We start from the raw sequence: 13,702 nt of genomic DNA on the forward strand, positions 1-13,702 counted from the left end.
CCAGCTGGCACCCCGCCTCCCGTCCGTCACGCTGGCGGTGCCCCGGTGTCGGTGCACCCGGGTCGGCCCCGGCCGGTCCGGCCCGGAGGGCCCCGTCGTCCTTCGTCGCAGGACTTGCCGCTGGTGGCGCGACCCGGCGGCACGTCGTGCGACTCAAGGGATCGCATGCGGCACGTCGTCGTACCGGAACGGCCGACGCCGACGCCGCTGCCGCTGCGCTCAGGCGGCGGCGAGCAGGGCGTGGACGCGTTCCAGCCGCTCGGACCACCACGCCGTCCGCTCCGGGGACGCTGCGTTCCGCTCCAGCAGCTCCTGGGACACCTCGGTGCGACGGACCGGTACGTGCCCGTCGACCGGCAGCAGGGGAGCGGCGGTGACGTCCGTCTCGAACATCGCGGCCGTCCCGAGCCCCGCCGCGTACCCGGGCGACATGGCCGCCGCCGCGAGGAACGCCCCGGTCCCGAGCCCCACCGACGTGTCGAGCGCACTGGAGACGACGCACGGCAGACCGGCCTCGGCGACGATCGCGCGCGCCGCGGTGACCCCGCCGAGCGGCTGCGCCTTCACGACGAGCGCGTCGGCCGCCCCGGCCCGGGCCACGGCGAGCGGGTCCGACGCCCGACGCACGCTCTCGTCGGCGGCGATGGGCACGCCGAGGCCCGCGATCCGTCGCCGGAGCTCGGCGAGCTCGGGCACGGACCGGCACGGTTGCTCGGCGTACTGGAGTCCGTACGGCGCGAGCCGCTCGAGCGCCTCGACGGCCTGGTCGACGGACCAGAGCCCGTTGGCGTCCACACGGAGCGCAGCCTCCGGTCCCATCACGCGACGGACCTCGGCGACGCGGGCGACGTCGTCCTCGATGCGCGTGCCGGGTTCGGCGACCTTGACCTTCGCGGTCGTGCAGCCGGGGTAGCGCGCCAGGAGGCCGGCGACCGCGTCCGGCCCGATCGCCGGCACCGTGGCGTTCACCGGCACGGTGTCGGCTGCGGGGAGGTGCTCGGTCCACCCGAAGTCGACGGCGCTCCGGAGCCATGCGGTCGCCTCGTGGTCGTCGTACTCGACGAAGGGCGAGAACTCCGTCCACCCTGCGGGTCCGCGGAGCAGCACGGCCTCGCGGACGGTGATGCCACGGAAACGGACGCGCATGGGCAATGCGACGACGTGGGCGTCTGCAGTGAGGTCGGCGAGGTCGGGGAGCACACCCCATCCTCGCGCATGAGCGGTGACAGCGACCGGGGTGGCCGCGCCGAGGACCGGCGACGCCGAGACCCATCCCGCGCCCAGCGCTCCCGCCGCTTCCTCGGAGCCGACCGCCAGGGCCGGGCACTAGCATGCACCGGTCGGCCCAGCGTCGACGGCGCCACGGACCACCGTGGCACGTCCGTTCGGCGACCGAGGAGAGGGAGGGCCGGTGGCGTCGGATCCGCAGCAGCGCGCCGCGGCGCAGCGTGCCGCAGCGCAACGCGCGGCGGCGGCGCAGCGTCCCGGTGCGACCCGGCAGGCAGCTGCGCAGCGGACGGCAGCGCAGCGTGCGGCCGCTCCGGGAACGTCCCGACCCGTCGAGAACGCGGCCGCCCGGTCCGCCGGACCCCGTCCTCCCGGAGGTCGCTCCGACACCGGTGACTTCGAGCGCCTGATGCAGCGCAACACCGTCGACACCCGCGCACTCGAGCACGCCGCCCGCCGCCGCCGGAACCCGATCGTCGGCAAGATCGCGCTCGGACTCGCCGTGGTCTCCGCCGCGGTCGACGCCAGCGCCTTCGCGGTCTTCATGGGCGGCGACACCACGTTCGCCTTCGGCATCTGCTTCGTGGTGGTCTTCCTCACCCTGATCGCCGCGGTGCTCGGCTTCATCGCCGCGGTCGGGTCGTTCGGTCGCTGGTACGGCGCGGTCGGGGTCGTCCTCGCGTTCTTCGCGAACCCGGTCATCCTCATCGTGCTGCTCGTCGTCCTCGCCCCCGAAGCCCTCACGGGGATGTAGCCCCGACGGGGACGGAGTCTCGACCAGCACGGAGCGGGGGCCGGTCCCACAGCCCGGCGATACGGTGGGGACATGGCTGCTCCCGTCTCCGACCTGTTCGACCCCGACGTCTGGACCGCTGCTCCGGTCGCGGAGCACTTCACCGACATCACGTACCACAAGCACGTCTCGCAGGGCATCGTCCGCGTGGCCTTCGACCGGCCCGAGGTGCGCAACGCCTTCCGTCCGCGGACCGTCGACGAGCTCTACCGCGCGCTCGACGACGCCCGTCAGGACCCGCACGTCGGCGTCGTCCTGCTCACCGGCAACGGCCCGAGCCCGAAGGACGGCGGCTGGGCGTTCTGCTCCGGCGGCGACCAGCGCATCCGTGGCCGCAGCGGCTACCAGTACGTCGGCGACGAGGGCGCTCCGCCCGAGGGGGTCGACCCCGCCGCCGCCCAGGCGTCGATGGGCCGGCTGCACATCCTCGAGGTCCAGCGCCTCATCCGGATGATGCCGAAGGTCGTCATCGCCGTCGTGCCCGGCTGGGCCGCGGGCGGTGGGCACTCACTGCACGCCGTCGCCGACCTGACGATCGCGAGCGCGGAGCACGGTCGGTTCAAGCAGACCGACGCCGACGTGGGGTCCTTCGACGGCGGCTACGGCAGCGCCTACTACGCCCGCCAGATCGGGCAGAAGCTGGCGCGCGAGGTCTTCTTCCTCGCCGAGGAGTACTCGGCGCAACGCGCCTACGAGATGGGTGCGGTCAACAGGGTCGTGGCGCACGAGGACCTCGAGCGCGAGGCGATCCGGTGGGGCGAGACGATCCTCGGCAAGTCGCCGACCGCGATCCGCATGCTCAAGTACGCCTTCAACGCGGTGGACGACGGCATGGTCGGCCAGCAGGTCTTCGCGGGCGAGGCGACACGCCTCGCCTACGCCTCCGACGAGGCGGTCGAGGGGCGCGACGCCTTCCTCGAGAAGCGCAGGCCGGAGTGGACCTCGTTCCCGTGGCACTACTGAGCCCGGGAGCCCGCCGGTGAACCGCCCGCTGATCGCGATCGGCGCGTCCGACTCGTCCGCGGTGCTGCGCGGCCTGGAGGCTGCCCTCGCCGGCGGTCCCGCACTGCTCCCCGTCGCCGAGGGCGCCCCGGCGCTGCCGACACCGCCGCCGTCGAACGTCGCGCAGCGGGTCGCCCTGGTCGTCGAGACGAGCGGGTCCACCGGCACCGGCAAGCGGGTGGCCCTGTCCGCGGACGCACTGCTCGCGAGTGCGGCGTCAGCCGACGCCGCACTCGGCGGATCCGGTCGGTGGGTGCTCGCGCTCCCCACGCACTACATCGCCGGCCTCAACGTCCTGACGCGCTCGATCACGGCGGGGACGAGTCCGGTCGTGGTCCCGCCGGGGCACTTCGACGGCGGTGCGTTCGCCGACGCGGTCGACCGGCTCGACGTCGGCCCCGCAGCGCCCCGCCGCTACACGTCGCTCGTGCCGGTGCAGCTCGCCCGCGTGCTCGACGACCCGCGCGCCACCGCGGCCGCGACCCGGTTCGACGCCGTCCTGGTCGGCGGTCAGTCCACCCCCGCACCACTCCGGCAGCGCGCCCTCGACGCCGGCGTCCGGGTCGTCACGACCTACGGTGCGAGCGAGACGAGCGGCGGCTGCGTGTACGACGGCACGCCGTTCGGCACGGTCCGCGCGGAACTCGTCGACGGCGCGCTCGAGCTGTCCGGTCCGATGCTCGCCGAGGGGTACCTCGACGACCCGGGGCGCACGGCTCGCACCTTCGTCGAGCGCGACGGTCACCGCTGGTACCGGACCGGCGACGCCGCGACGATCGACGACGACGGTCGGCTGCGCGTGCTCGGCCGGCTCGACGACGTGATCGTCTCCGGTGGCGAGAAGGTGCCGCTCGGTGCCGTGGAGCGCCGGGTGCGCGAGCTGCCCGGGCAGGACGCCGCGGTCGTCACACGACGGGCGTCGGGGGAGTGGGGCGAGGTGCCCGTCGTCGTCACGGAACGCCCGCTCGACCTCGACACGGTGCGCGTCCACGTCGCGGAGGCCCTCGGACGCGCAGCCCGTCCCGCCGCGGTCCTGGTCGTGGACGCGCTCCCGATGCTCGCGTCCGGCAAGCCCGACCGCCGGGCCGTCCGCGCGCTGGCCGACCCCGAGGGCGCACCCTCCCCGTAGTCGGCACCGATACGATGGTCGGCCGTGGCACGTACGAAGAACAGGACCCCGGTCAAGGGCCGCAGCGGCAACCCGGCGAAGGCCTCGGCACCGGAGCGCACGAAGCAGCGGGCGACCGCGGGCGACTGGATCGGCGGTGCCCGGCTCCGCACGCTGACGCTCGGCGTCGTGCCGGTCGTGCTCGGTACCGGCGTGGCGTTCGTCGACTCCGGTGCGCCGGGCGACTTCGGCACGTACCTCGGGCGCGACCACCACCTGGCGGTCGCCCTGCTCGCGCTCGCGGTCGCGCTGTTCCTGCAGATCGGCGTGAACTACAGCAACGACTACTCCGACGGCGTCCGGGGCACGGACGAGTTCCGCGTCGGTCCTGCCCGTCTGACCGGTGCCGGCCTGGCGAAGCCCCGCACGGTGCTCACCGTCGCGCTGACGTTCTTCGGGCTCGCCGCGGTGGCGGGTCTGGTCATCGTCCTGCTCACCGGCACGTGGTGGCTGCTGCTCGTCGGCGCGGCCGCGATCGTCGCGGCCTGGTACTACACCGGCGGGAAGAAGCCGTACGGCTACAACGCGCTCGGCGAGGTGTTCGTCTTCGTCTTCTTCGGGCTGGTCGCCGTGCTCGGCACCCAGTACGTGCAGATCCAGGCGATCACCGCGAGCGGCTGGGCAGCGGCCGTCGCCGCGGGCTTCTTCGCCTGCGCCGTGCTCATGGTCAACAACATCCGCGACGTGGACGAGGACCGTCAGGCCGGCAAGCGCACCCTCGCGGTCGTGGTCGGTCGGCCCGTCGCCCGGGTCCTGTTCGGGCTGTTCCTGATGCTGCCGTACGTCGTGCTGCTGTGGTTCGTGCTGCTGTACTTCCGCACCGGGTTCGCGTACTTCTCGCTGCTGCTGGCGCTGCCGGCACTCGCGATCGGCGTCTCGTCGCGGAAGCCGCGCGAACTCATCACGGCCCTGCAGCTGTCGTCCTTCGCGTCGCTCGCCTACGGCGTGGTCCTGGGCCTCACGCTCGTCCTCCTGCCGTAGGAGCGACGCGCGAGCGGCGCAGGGCTACTCCGTGTCGTGCTCGCGACGCTCGCGGTGCCGGTCGGCGTCCGACACGGGCTGGTCGGTGGCGGCGGTCGCGTCGGTGTCGGCAGCGTCGACGAAGTCGTCCTCGAAGTCCGAGTCGGCATCGTGCTCCGGTCGACCCCGGCGTTCGGCGATGGACGAGGTCACCCGGCCCCGGAGTCGGGGCAGGGCGATGTAGGACACGAGCAGGCCGATCAACGCGGCGCCGATCGCCGCCCAGTACCACTTCAGGCCGATGACGAGCAGGACGGCCAGCGCCGCGGCGAAGATGCCGAGCCGGGCAAGGGTGTAGACGAGCCACGCTTTCACCCCACGAGTCTACGGAACGTCGCTCGTGCAGCGGCTGACGGGCAGGTCCGTCCCAGGCGCGCTGCCTAGAGTCGTCGCATGGTCCGTCTGTGGTTGATCGTCGCCGTCGCCGCCGTGGCCTTCACGGTCTACGCGGTCATCGACTGCGCGACCATGCCACGTCAGCGCGTCCGTTCCCTGCGGCGTGGGTGGTGGATCCTCCTCGTGCTCGTCCTGCCGGTGCTCGGCGGTCTGCTGTGGTTCGTGCTCGGTCGGGCCCCCGCCACGCCCGGACCGGCGCCCCGGTACCGTGGACCCGAAGACGACCCCGACTTCCTCGGTGGCCCTCGTGGCACCGGGACACTCCGCACCGGAACGGACCAGGACGACGCAACCCTCCGAGACCTCGAGGACCAGTTCCGCGATGACCAGCTCCGCGACGAACGACGCGACCGCGACGAACGAGACGACGATTGCCCCGCCGATCGCTGACGGGCCCGCGGGCTCCGGCAGTCCGGCTACCGACTTCGCCCTCGCGCTCCTGCGCGAACTCGCGCGCGCCGGTGTCACCGACGTCGTCGTGAGCCCGGGCTCCCGGTCGCAGGCACTCGCCCTCGCGGCGGTCGCGCTCGAACGTGCCGGCGGCACCACCGTGCACGTCCGGCTCGACGAGCGGACCGCCGGCTTCTTCGCGCTCGGGCTCGCGGTCGAGTCGGGCCGCCCGGCAGCGGTCGTCACCACCTCGGGCACCGCCGTGGCCAACCTGCACCCCGCCGTGCTCGAGGCGCACCACTCCGGTGTGCCGATGGTCGTCCTCTCCGCCGACCGTCCGGACGAGCTGCGGGGCATCGGCAGCAACCAGACGACGGTCCAACCCGGGCTGTTCGGTCCGGCCGTGTCCTTCGTGCGCGACGTGCAGGCACCGACGGCACAGGGCGGCACGGCCGTCGACGCCGTCCGGTCCCTCGCGCGCGAGGCCGTCGCCGTCGCGTCCGGGCACACCGGCCAGCCGGGTCCGGTGCAGCTGAACGTCGCCTTCCGCGAGCCGCTGTCCGCCGGGCTGCGACCCGAGGACGTCCGCGCCGTGCCGGAGGACGAGGTCGACACCGAGCACGCCCGTCGTCGGGTGCACGCCGGACTGCCGGTCGCGGAGCTCGCACCGGACGACCAGCCCGCGACCGTCGTCATCGCTGGCCACGACGCCGGTGAGGACGCCGAACGGATCGCGTGGGAGCTCGGTGCGCCGCTGCTGGCCGAGGTGTCGAGCGGGGCGCGCTTCGGCCGCAACCTGGTCGTCACCTACCGGGAGCTGCTCCGCGACCCCGAGTTCGGTGGTGCCGTGCGCCGCGCCGTCGTCCTGGGACACCCCACGCTCAGCCGCGAGGTGCCCGCCCTGCTGCAGCGGGCCGACGTCCAGACGGTCGTGGTCCGCGGACCGGGGGCCGACCCCTTCGACCCGGCCCGTGCCTCCCGGCCGGACGCCGCCACCGCCTTCGTCTCCGACGTCCGCGTGACGGGCCGGACCACCCCGGCGCACCGCGCGTGGGTCGGACGGTGGGTGGCGACGAGCCGCGCGCTCCTCGGCGACGGCGATGCCGGGCCGGACCTCGACGCGAAGCGTTCGGGGGACCGCGCCGAGCGCAACCGGTACCTGCGCGACGAGGTGGCCCTGCGTCGTCGAGCGGTCGACCGGACCATGCTCGTCGAGGCGGTCTGGGGCGCGACCTGGCCGCACGACCGCCTCGTGCTCGGCGCCTCGCAGCTGATCCGGGTCGCCGACGCGCACGTGCCGGGCAAGAAGATCCGGGTGCACGCGAACCGCGGCCTCGCGGGGATCGACGGCACGGTGTCGACCGCACTGGGGATCGCCGCCGCACTCGAACGGACGCCGGACTCCGTCGGCACCACGCGGGTGCTCGTCGGCGACCTGACGTTCCTGCACGACCTCGGGGCGTTCGTCACCGGGATCGAGGAGCCGGCGCACCGTGTCCAGGTGGTGGTGGGCAACGACGGCGGGGGCGCGATCTTCCGCGGCCTCGAGGTCGCGGCGACCACCCCCGAGCAGGACATGCGGCGAGTCATGACGACGCCGCAGCACGTCGACGTCGAGCGGGTCGTCACCGGGCTCGGGTGGGCCTACCGTCGGGCGGCGACCTGGGGCGACCTCGAGGGCGCGCTCACCGACCCGGCGCAGCGCCTGGTCGTCGAGGTCCCGCTGACCGACTGACGACCGACGGCTGCTGTCGGCCCGCCCCGACCGGTCGCGGCTCCGGCCAGCAGCAGCCCGGTGACGTCAGGCCAGCGCGTCCCGGATCGGGCGGAACTTCAGGGCGGTCTCGGCGACCTCGCGCGCGGGCTCCGAGCCCGCCACGATCCCGGCGCCCGCCCACGCACGCACCGTCCCGTCGTCGTCGATCCGGGCGCTGCGGAGTGCGAGCATCCACTCACCGTCGCCGTTCGCCCCGAGCCAGCCGACGGGACCGGCGTACCGGCCGCGGTCGACGCCCTCGAGCTCGGCGACCAGGCGCACCGCGACGTCGGTGGGGGTACCGGCGACCGCGGCGGTCGGGTGCAGGGCGTCGGCGACGTCGAGCGAGGTGGTGCCGACCGGCAGGGTCGCCCGGACGTCGGTGGCCAGGTGCCACAGGTTGGGCAGCTGCAGACGGAAGGGCTCCGGGTCGGCGCGGACGTCGGTCGCGACGGTCCGCAGTGCGTGCAGCAGGCTCGCGATCGCGAAGCCGTGCTCCTCGACGTCCTTCGCGCTCGCTGCAAGGGCTTCGGCGGCGGCGCGGTCGGACACCGGATCGGCACCGCGTGCGGCGCTCCCGGCGAGCACCCGTGCCGACAGCTCCGTGCCGTCGGTGCGGGCGAGGGTCTCCGGGGTCGCGCCGACCAGGCCGTCGACGGCGAACGTGACGCACTGCGGGTAGGCGGCCGCCAGGTCGAGCAGGATCGCGCGCTGGTCGGCTCCGGCGGGCAGCGCGCCGACCAGGTCGCGCGCCAGGACGACCTTCTCGGCCTCGCCCGCGGTGATCCGGCGCACGGCGTCCGTGACGGCCGCGGCGTAGGCGTCCTCGTCGATCCGCCCGGGGCCGAGTGCGACCGAGACGTGTCCGCCGACGGCCGGCACCGGCACGGAGGTCCGCGAGAAGGCCAGTGGCTCGGGGTCGGGGGTCGTGTCGACGGCGGTGAGCCAGGCCTTCCCGCGGCGCTTGCCGATGACCACCCGGGGCACGACGAGCACGCTCCGCTCGGCGGAGTCGTCGGCGAAGGCGAAGGACCCGAACGCGACGAGTCCGGTGCCGCGCAGCTGCACGGGGTCGTCCACGACGGCACCCTGCACGAGGTCGCGCCAGACCGCGGACGCCTGCCGCATCCGGTCGGGGCCGGAGAACGTGAACCGCGCCGCCTCACCGATCCCGACGATGCCGTCCCCGCTCCGGACGAACGCCAGCGGTGCGTCCCGGAGGGTGTGACGGAGGACGTCCCCCGGGTCGTCGAGGATCCGGGTCGAGACCGTGAGCGTGGGGGTCGCCGTGGTGGTTCGCGTCACGAGCCGATCGTACGCGTGCGGCGACCCGCCGGACCCCGGCCGGGCGTCCGGGCAGCGGGGAGCCTCGCCCTCTAGGATGGTGCGGTGAGCAGAGCGGACCTGAGCAAGCGGCCGGACGAGGTGGCGGCCATGTTCGACGACGTCGCCGCGAAGTACGACCTCACGAACGACATCCTGTCGGCGGGCAACGCTCCGCTGTGGCGCGTCGCGACGGTCCGGGCGGTCGACCCCCAGCCGGGTGAGACGGTGCTGGACATCGCCGCGGGGACCGGCACGAGCGCAGCCGCCCTGGCGAAGAAGGGCGCGGACGTCACGGCGCTCGACCTGTCGGCGGGCATGATCGCCGTCGGGCGTGAGCGGCACCCCGAGATCACGTTCGTCGAGGGCGACGCCGAGCACCTCCCCTTCGACGACGACACCTTCGACGCGGTCACGATCTCCTTCGGTCTGCGCAACGTCAACGACCCCATGCAGGCGATCACGGAGATGCTCCGGGTGCTGAAGCCGGGCGGCCGGCTCGTCATCTGCGAGTTCTCCACACCGCCGATGGCACTGCTGCGCTTCGGGTACGGTTCGTACCTCAAGCGCGTGCTCCCGGGCATCGCGCGGCTGTCGAGCAGCAACCCCGCGGCCTACCGCTACCTGGCCGAGTCGATCGAGGCGTGGCCGGACCAGCAGGTCCTCAGCCAGTGGCTCCGCGGCGTCGGTTTCACGATGGTCGCGCACCGCAACCTCACCGCCGGCATCGTCGCGCTGCACCGCGGCCGCAAGCCGGTCGCGGGCGAGGTCCGCGAGTCCGTCGCCCGTCGGGCGAAGGCACGTCGCGAGCACCAGCACACCGGCGAGCAGCCGAGCGTCGAACCCGGCGACGCCTGACCGGTCACCTGACCCCGAACACGGAGCAGCACTTGAACCCGAGCGTCCCGGTCGCACGTCGCGCACCGAGCCTCCGCGCCTCGCTGGGCATCGGCGAGCGGTTGTTCGCGACCCCGTCCGAGCGGCGCTTCATCAGCGCCGTCGACGACGGGCTCGAGCTCGTCGAGGCGGGGCTCGAGGAGGCGATGCACTCGACCGACACCCTCGCCGACACCACGAGTCGCTACCTGCTCTCGGCGGGCGGCAAGCGCATCCGGCCGACCCTCACCCTGCTCATCGCGCAGCTGGGCAACGGCGTGACGGACGCCGTGGTGAAGGCCGCGGTGAGCATCGAGACCACGCACCTGGCGTCGCTGTACCACGACGACGTCATGGACGAGGCGCCGGTCCGCCGCGGGGTGCCCGCCGCGCACGTGACCTACGGCAACAACGTCGCGATCCTGACGGGTGACCTGCTCTTCGCGCGGGCGAGCCTGATCACCGCCGACCTCGGCACCGAGGGCATCCGCATGCAGGCGGAGACCTTCCAGCGGCTCTGCATGGGACAGCTGCACGAGACGACCGGACCGCAGCCCGACGACGACCCCGTCGAGCACTACATCCAGGTGCTCAGCGACAAGACCGGGTCGCTGATCGCCACCGCCGCCCGCGCGGGCGTGATGTTCTCCGGCGCGGATCGTGCCTACCTCGACGCCGTCGGCACCTTCGGCGAGAAGGTGGGCGTGGCCTTCCAGCTCGTGGACGACGTCATCGACCTCGCCCCCGCGAAGGACCGCACCGGCAAGATCGCCGGCAACGACCTGCGCGCCGGCGTCGACACGCTGCCCCTGCTGCAGCTCCGGCGTCTCGCCGCCGGTGACGACGGTGCGGCCGCGCTGCTCGCCCGCATCGAGCACGACGTCAAGGACGCTCCCGACGACGCCGTCGACTCCGCGCCCTACCAGTCGGCCGTCGCCGCGCTCCGCGAGCACGAGGCGACCACCGCCACCCGCGCCGTCGCCGTCCGCTGGGCGGAGGAGGCGGTCGCAGCCCTCGAACCGCTGCCCGACGGCACCGTGAAACGCGCACTGACGCGGTTCGCCGAGTCCGTCGTCGAACGCAGCCGCTGAACCGGGAGGCGCGCCGCCGCCCGGGAGCGTCCCGACCGAACGAACTGGAGACATCAGTGCCCACCCTCCGAATCGCCGTCGTCGGCGCCGGTCCCGCCGGCATCTACGCCGCGGACATCCTGCTGCGCGAGGCGCACGGCACCGACGTGTCGATCGACCTCTTCGAGCAGCTGCCCGCACCGTACGGGCTGGTCCGCTACGGCGTGGCCCCGGACCACCCGCGCATCAAGGGCATCGTGAACGCACTGCGCGACGTGCTCGACCGCGGTGTCGTCCGGCTGTTCGGCAACGTGCGGTTCGGCAGCGACATCACGTTGGACGACCTCAAGCAGCACTACCACGCGGTGCTCTTCTCGACCGGTGCGATCAAGGACGCCGAGCTCGACGTCCCCGGCATCGACCTCGACGGCTCCTACGGCGCCGCCGACTTCGTCAGCTGGTTCGACGGCCACCCTGACGTGCCGCGCACGTGGCCGTTGACGGCGTCGAGCGTCGCGGTGATCGGCAACGGCAACGTCGCGCTCGACGTGTCACGCATCCTCGCGAAGCACGCGGACGACCTGCTGCCGACCGAGATCCCGGCGAACGTGTACGAGGGGCTCAAGGACTCCCCGGTCACCGACGTGCACGTGTTCGGCCGACGCGGCCCGGCGCAGGTGAAGTTCACACCGCTGGAGCTCCGCGAGCTCGGCGAACTCCGCGACGTCGACATGGTCGTGTACGACGAGGACTTCGACCACGACGAGGCGTCGCTGACCGCGATCCAGACCAACAAGCAGGTCATGGTGATGAACCGCGTGCTGGAGCAGTGGCGCACGCGCGAGGTCGGGCAGGCCAGCCGGCGGCTCCACCTGCACTTCTGGGCGAAGCCCGTCGAGATCGTCGGCGAGGACGGCCGCGTCACGGCGCTGCGCTACGAGCGCACCCGGCCGAACGGCGAGGGCGGCGTCGAGGGCACGGGGGAGATCCGCGAGCTGCCGGTGCAGGCCGTGTACCGCGCGGTCGGCTACTTCGGCTCCCCGCTGCCCGGCGTGCCCTTCGACGAGACGACCGGCGTGATCCCGAACCGCGAGGGCCAGGTGCTCGACGAGGACGGCTCGCCCGTCCCCGGCGTCTACGCCACGGGCTGGATCAAGCGCGGGCCGGTCGGCCTGATCGGGCACACGAAGTCCGACGCGATGGAGACCGTCCAGCACATCGTGAACGACCAGGCATCGTGGTGGACCCCGGCCGACCCGTCGCCCGAGGCGGTCCCGGCACTGCTCCGCGAGCGCGGGGTGGAGTACACGGACCTCGACGGCTGGCACGCGCTGGACGAGCACGAGCAGGCCCTCGGCGCCGCGGAGGGCCGTGAGCGCATCAAGGTCGTGCCCCGCGACGAGATGGTCGACGTCTCGCTCCGACGCGTCTCGTCGCCCACGAGCTGATCGCCGGACGATGACCGCCGCACGCCCCGCACCGCCCGCCGCGATGCGGGGCGTGCTCGTCGCGCCCGGCCGCCTGCAGGGCGTCGACGTCGCGCGGGCGCTCGCGCTCCTCGGCATGATGGCCGCCCACATCGGCGGCATCGCGGACGAGGTCGACTGGAGCGATCCCGCCACGTGGTCCGCCGTGGCGCACGGGCGGCCGTCGACCCTGTTCGCGGTGCTGGCGGGCGTCTCGATCGGCCTGACGAGCGGCCAGACGGACCCGCCCGGGCCGCCGGCGATCGGACGGATCCGGGCTCGGCTGGCGATCCGCGCGGTGGCGGTGGTCGCCGTCGGGCTCCTGCTGATGGCCCTCGGCACGCCGGTCTACGTGATCCTGCCCACGTACGGCGCGCTGTTCCTGCTCGTCCTCCCGGCGCTCCGGTGGCGGCCGGTCGGGTTGCTCGTCGCCGCCGCGGTGTGCGCGCTGTCGTCGCCGGTCGTCGCGCTCGCGGTCGTCCCGCTCTACGCGGGGGCCGGGATGTGGGAGGTCCAGCTCGGACTCGTCTACCCGGTGGTCACGTTCCTGGCGTACGTCCTGGTCGGGCTCGCGGTCGCCAGGGTCGGTCTGGGCCCACGCCGCCGCTACCCGGACGACGCGCCAGCGGCGTCCGGGCCGTGCCGGTGGGGAGAGGCGCGCAGAACGCAGGTCGCGCTCTTCGTGTCCGGCGCACTGGTCGCCGTCGTCGCGTACGTGCTCGGGAACGTCCTGGCGCCGGTCCCGCCCGGCGCGGTGTTCGAGGCGTTCCCCGGGGTGCCGTGGGCGCCGGACGGCAGCGGGGGAGCGTCGGCCCTGGCGCAGCTGCTGCTGTCCCCGCGCGACCACTCCTCGTCGGTCGTCGACGTCGTCGGGACCGCCGGGGTCGCGGTGGCCGTGATCGCCCTGTGCACGCTGGTCTTCGACGGGCGCGGCCGGACCGCGGCGCGGATCGCGTTCCCGCTCGCCGCGGTCGGGTCGATGCCCCTCACGGTCTACGCCGGGCACCTGGTCGTGATCGCGTTGCTGCCGACGTACCCGGAGTCGGGAACCGCGTGGGCATTGTTCGCGTCCGGGTCGGTGGTCTTCGCGATGCTGTGGCGTGCGTTCCTGGGCAGCGGACCGCTCGAGCGCCTGATCGCCCGCCTCACCCGACTGGTGCCGACCGCGCCCTGACCGAGCGCCCAGGGCGACCGGCGAGGCGGGCGTGCGCCGCG

The 13,702-nt window shown here is 73.8% G+C and carries 13 protein-coding genes; 10 read left to right on the forward strand and 3 right to left on the reverse strand.

Annotated elements, in window-relative coordinates; all coding sequences use genetic code 11:
* Positions 1–219: 219 nt before the first annotated feature.
* Positions 220–1,200: an o-succinylbenzoate synthase gene (locus tag QUG98_RS11250; protein WP_289470612.1), complete on the reverse strand. Its 981-nt coding sequence runs from the start codon at positions 1,198–1,200 to the stop codon at positions 220–222.
* A 436-nt stretch (positions 1,201–1,636) separates the two neighbouring features.
* On the opposite strand from QUG98_RS11250, the gene QUG98_RS11255 reads away from it, so the two are divergent.
* From QUG98_RS11255 to QUG98_RS11270, 4 genes are all read left to right on the forward strand, one after another.
* Positions 1,637–1,981: a hypothetical protein gene (locus QUG98_RS11255; protein ID WP_058729677.1), complete on the forward strand. Its 345-nt coding sequence runs from the start codon at positions 1,637–1,639 to the stop codon at positions 1,979–1,981.
* 72 nt (positions 1,982–2,053) lie between these two features.
* Positions 2,054–2,983: a 1,4-dihydroxy-2-naphthoyl-CoA synthase gene (locus tag QUG98_RS11260; protein ID WP_289470613.1), complete on the forward strand. Its 930-nt coding sequence runs from the start codon at positions 2,054–2,056 to the stop codon at positions 2,981–2,983.
* Positions 2,984–2,999: 16 nt separating this feature from the next.
* Positions 3,000–4,151 (forward strand): AMP-binding protein, encoded by a 1,152-nt coding sequence (locus tag QUG98_RS11265; RefSeq protein WP_289470614.1) that lies wholly within the window; start codon positions 3,000–3,002, stop codon positions 4,149–4,151.
* 24 nt (positions 4,152–4,175) lie between these two features.
* Positions 4,176–5,171: a 1,4-dihydroxy-2-naphthoate polyprenyltransferase gene (locus tag QUG98_RS11270; protein ID WP_289470615.1), complete on the forward strand. Its 996-nt coding sequence runs from the start codon at positions 4,176–4,178 to the stop codon at positions 5,169–5,171.
* Between the two features lie 24 nt (positions 5,172–5,195).
* On the opposite strand, the gene QUG98_RS11275 is transcribed toward QUG98_RS11270, so the two are convergent.
* Positions 5,196–5,525 carry a DUF4229 domain-containing protein gene (locus QUG98_RS11275; RefSeq protein ID WP_289470616.1) on the reverse strand — a complete coding sequence of 110 codons (330 nt, stop codon included), beginning with the start codon at positions 5,523–5,525 and terminating at the stop codon, positions 5,196–5,198.
* 78 nt (positions 5,526–5,603) lie between these two features.
* Here QUG98_RS11275 and QUG98_RS11280 point away from each other — a divergent pair, with 78 nt between their 5' ends.
* Together QUG98_RS11280 and menD are read left to right on the forward strand one after the other, a co-directional pair.
* Positions 5,604–5,996, forward strand: a complete 393-nt coding sequence (locus QUG98_RS11280; RefSeq protein WP_289470617.1) for a PLDc N-terminal domain-containing protein — start codon at positions 5,604–5,606, stop codon at positions 5,994–5,996.
* Positions 5,929–7,731 carry a 2-succinyl-5-enolpyruvyl-6-hydroxy-3-cyclohexene-1-carboxylic-acid synthase gene (gene menD, locus QUG98_RS11285; RefSeq protein ID WP_289470618.1) on the forward strand — a complete coding sequence of 601 codons (1,803 nt, stop codon included), beginning with the start codon at positions 5,929–5,931 and terminating at the stop codon, positions 7,729–7,731. The genes QUG98_RS11280 and menD overlap by 68 nt, the downstream gene beginning before the upstream one ends.
* 66 nt (positions 7,732–7,797) lie before the next feature.
* Here the strand turns inward: menD and QUG98_RS11290 are convergent, their stop codons facing one another.
* Entirely contained in the window at positions 7,798–9,057 is a 1,260-nt protein-coding gene (locus tag QUG98_RS11290; protein WP_289470620.1) for an isochorismate synthase, read from the reverse strand.
* A gap of 84 nt (positions 9,058–9,141) precedes the next feature.
* Between QUG98_RS11290 and QUG98_RS11295 the strand changes: the two genes are divergently transcribed.
* The 4 genes from QUG98_RS11295 to QUG98_RS11310 are packed head-to-tail and all read left to right on the forward strand — an operon-like array spanning position 9,142 to position 13,661.
* Entirely contained in the window at positions 9,142–9,933 is a 792-nt protein-coding gene (locus QUG98_RS11295) for a demethylmenaquinone methyltransferase (protein ID WP_289470621.1), read from the forward strand.
* Positions 9,934–9,965: 32 nt separating this feature from the next.
* Complete coding sequence (locus tag QUG98_RS11300; RefSeq protein ID WP_289470622.1) at positions 9,966–11,042, forward strand: polyprenyl synthetase family protein; 1,077 nt, start codon at positions 9,966–9,968, stop codon at positions 11,040–11,042.
* A 56-nt stretch (positions 11,043–11,098) separates the two neighbouring features.
* Positions 11,099–12,469 (forward strand): FAD-dependent oxidoreductase, encoded by a 1,371-nt coding sequence (locus QUG98_RS11305; protein ID WP_289470623.1) that lies wholly within the window; start codon positions 11,099–11,101, stop codon positions 12,467–12,469.
* Positions 12,470–12,479: 10 nt separating this feature from the next.
* Entirely contained in the window at positions 12,480–13,661 is a 1,182-nt protein-coding gene (locus QUG98_RS11310; RefSeq protein WP_289470624.1) for a heparan-alpha-glucosaminide N-acetyltransferase domain-containing protein, read from the forward strand.
* Positions 13,662–13,702: the final 41 nt, after the last annotated feature.

Origin of the sequence: Curtobacterium subtropicum (assembly GCF_030362975.1) — a bacterium.
Classification (GTDB): domain Bacteria; phylum Actinomycetota; class Actinomycetes; order Actinomycetales; family Microbacteriaceae; genus Curtobacterium; species Curtobacterium subtropicum.

Bases quoted from the DNA above. Each gene is read 5' to 3' on its own strand.
- QUG98_RS11310 (WP_289470624.1), top strand. From the start codon at position 12,480: ATGACCGCCGCACGCCCCGCACCGCCCGCCGCGATGCGGGGCGTGCTC.
- QUG98_RS11255 (WP_058729677.1), top strand. From the start codon at position 1,637: ATGCAGCGCAACACCGTCGACACCCGCGCACTCGAGCACGCCGCCCGC.
- QUG98_RS11280 (WP_289470617.1), top strand. From the start codon at position 5,604: ATGGTCCGTCTGTGGTTGATCGTCGCCGTCGCCGCCGTGGCCTTCACG.
- QUG98_RS11260 (WP_289470613.1), top strand. From the start codon at position 2,054: ATGGCTGCTCCCGTCTCCGACCTGTTCGACCCCGACGTCTGGACCGCT.
- menD (WP_289470618.1), top strand. From the start codon at position 5,929: ATGACCAGCTCCGCGACGAACGACGCGACCGCGACGAACGAGACGACG.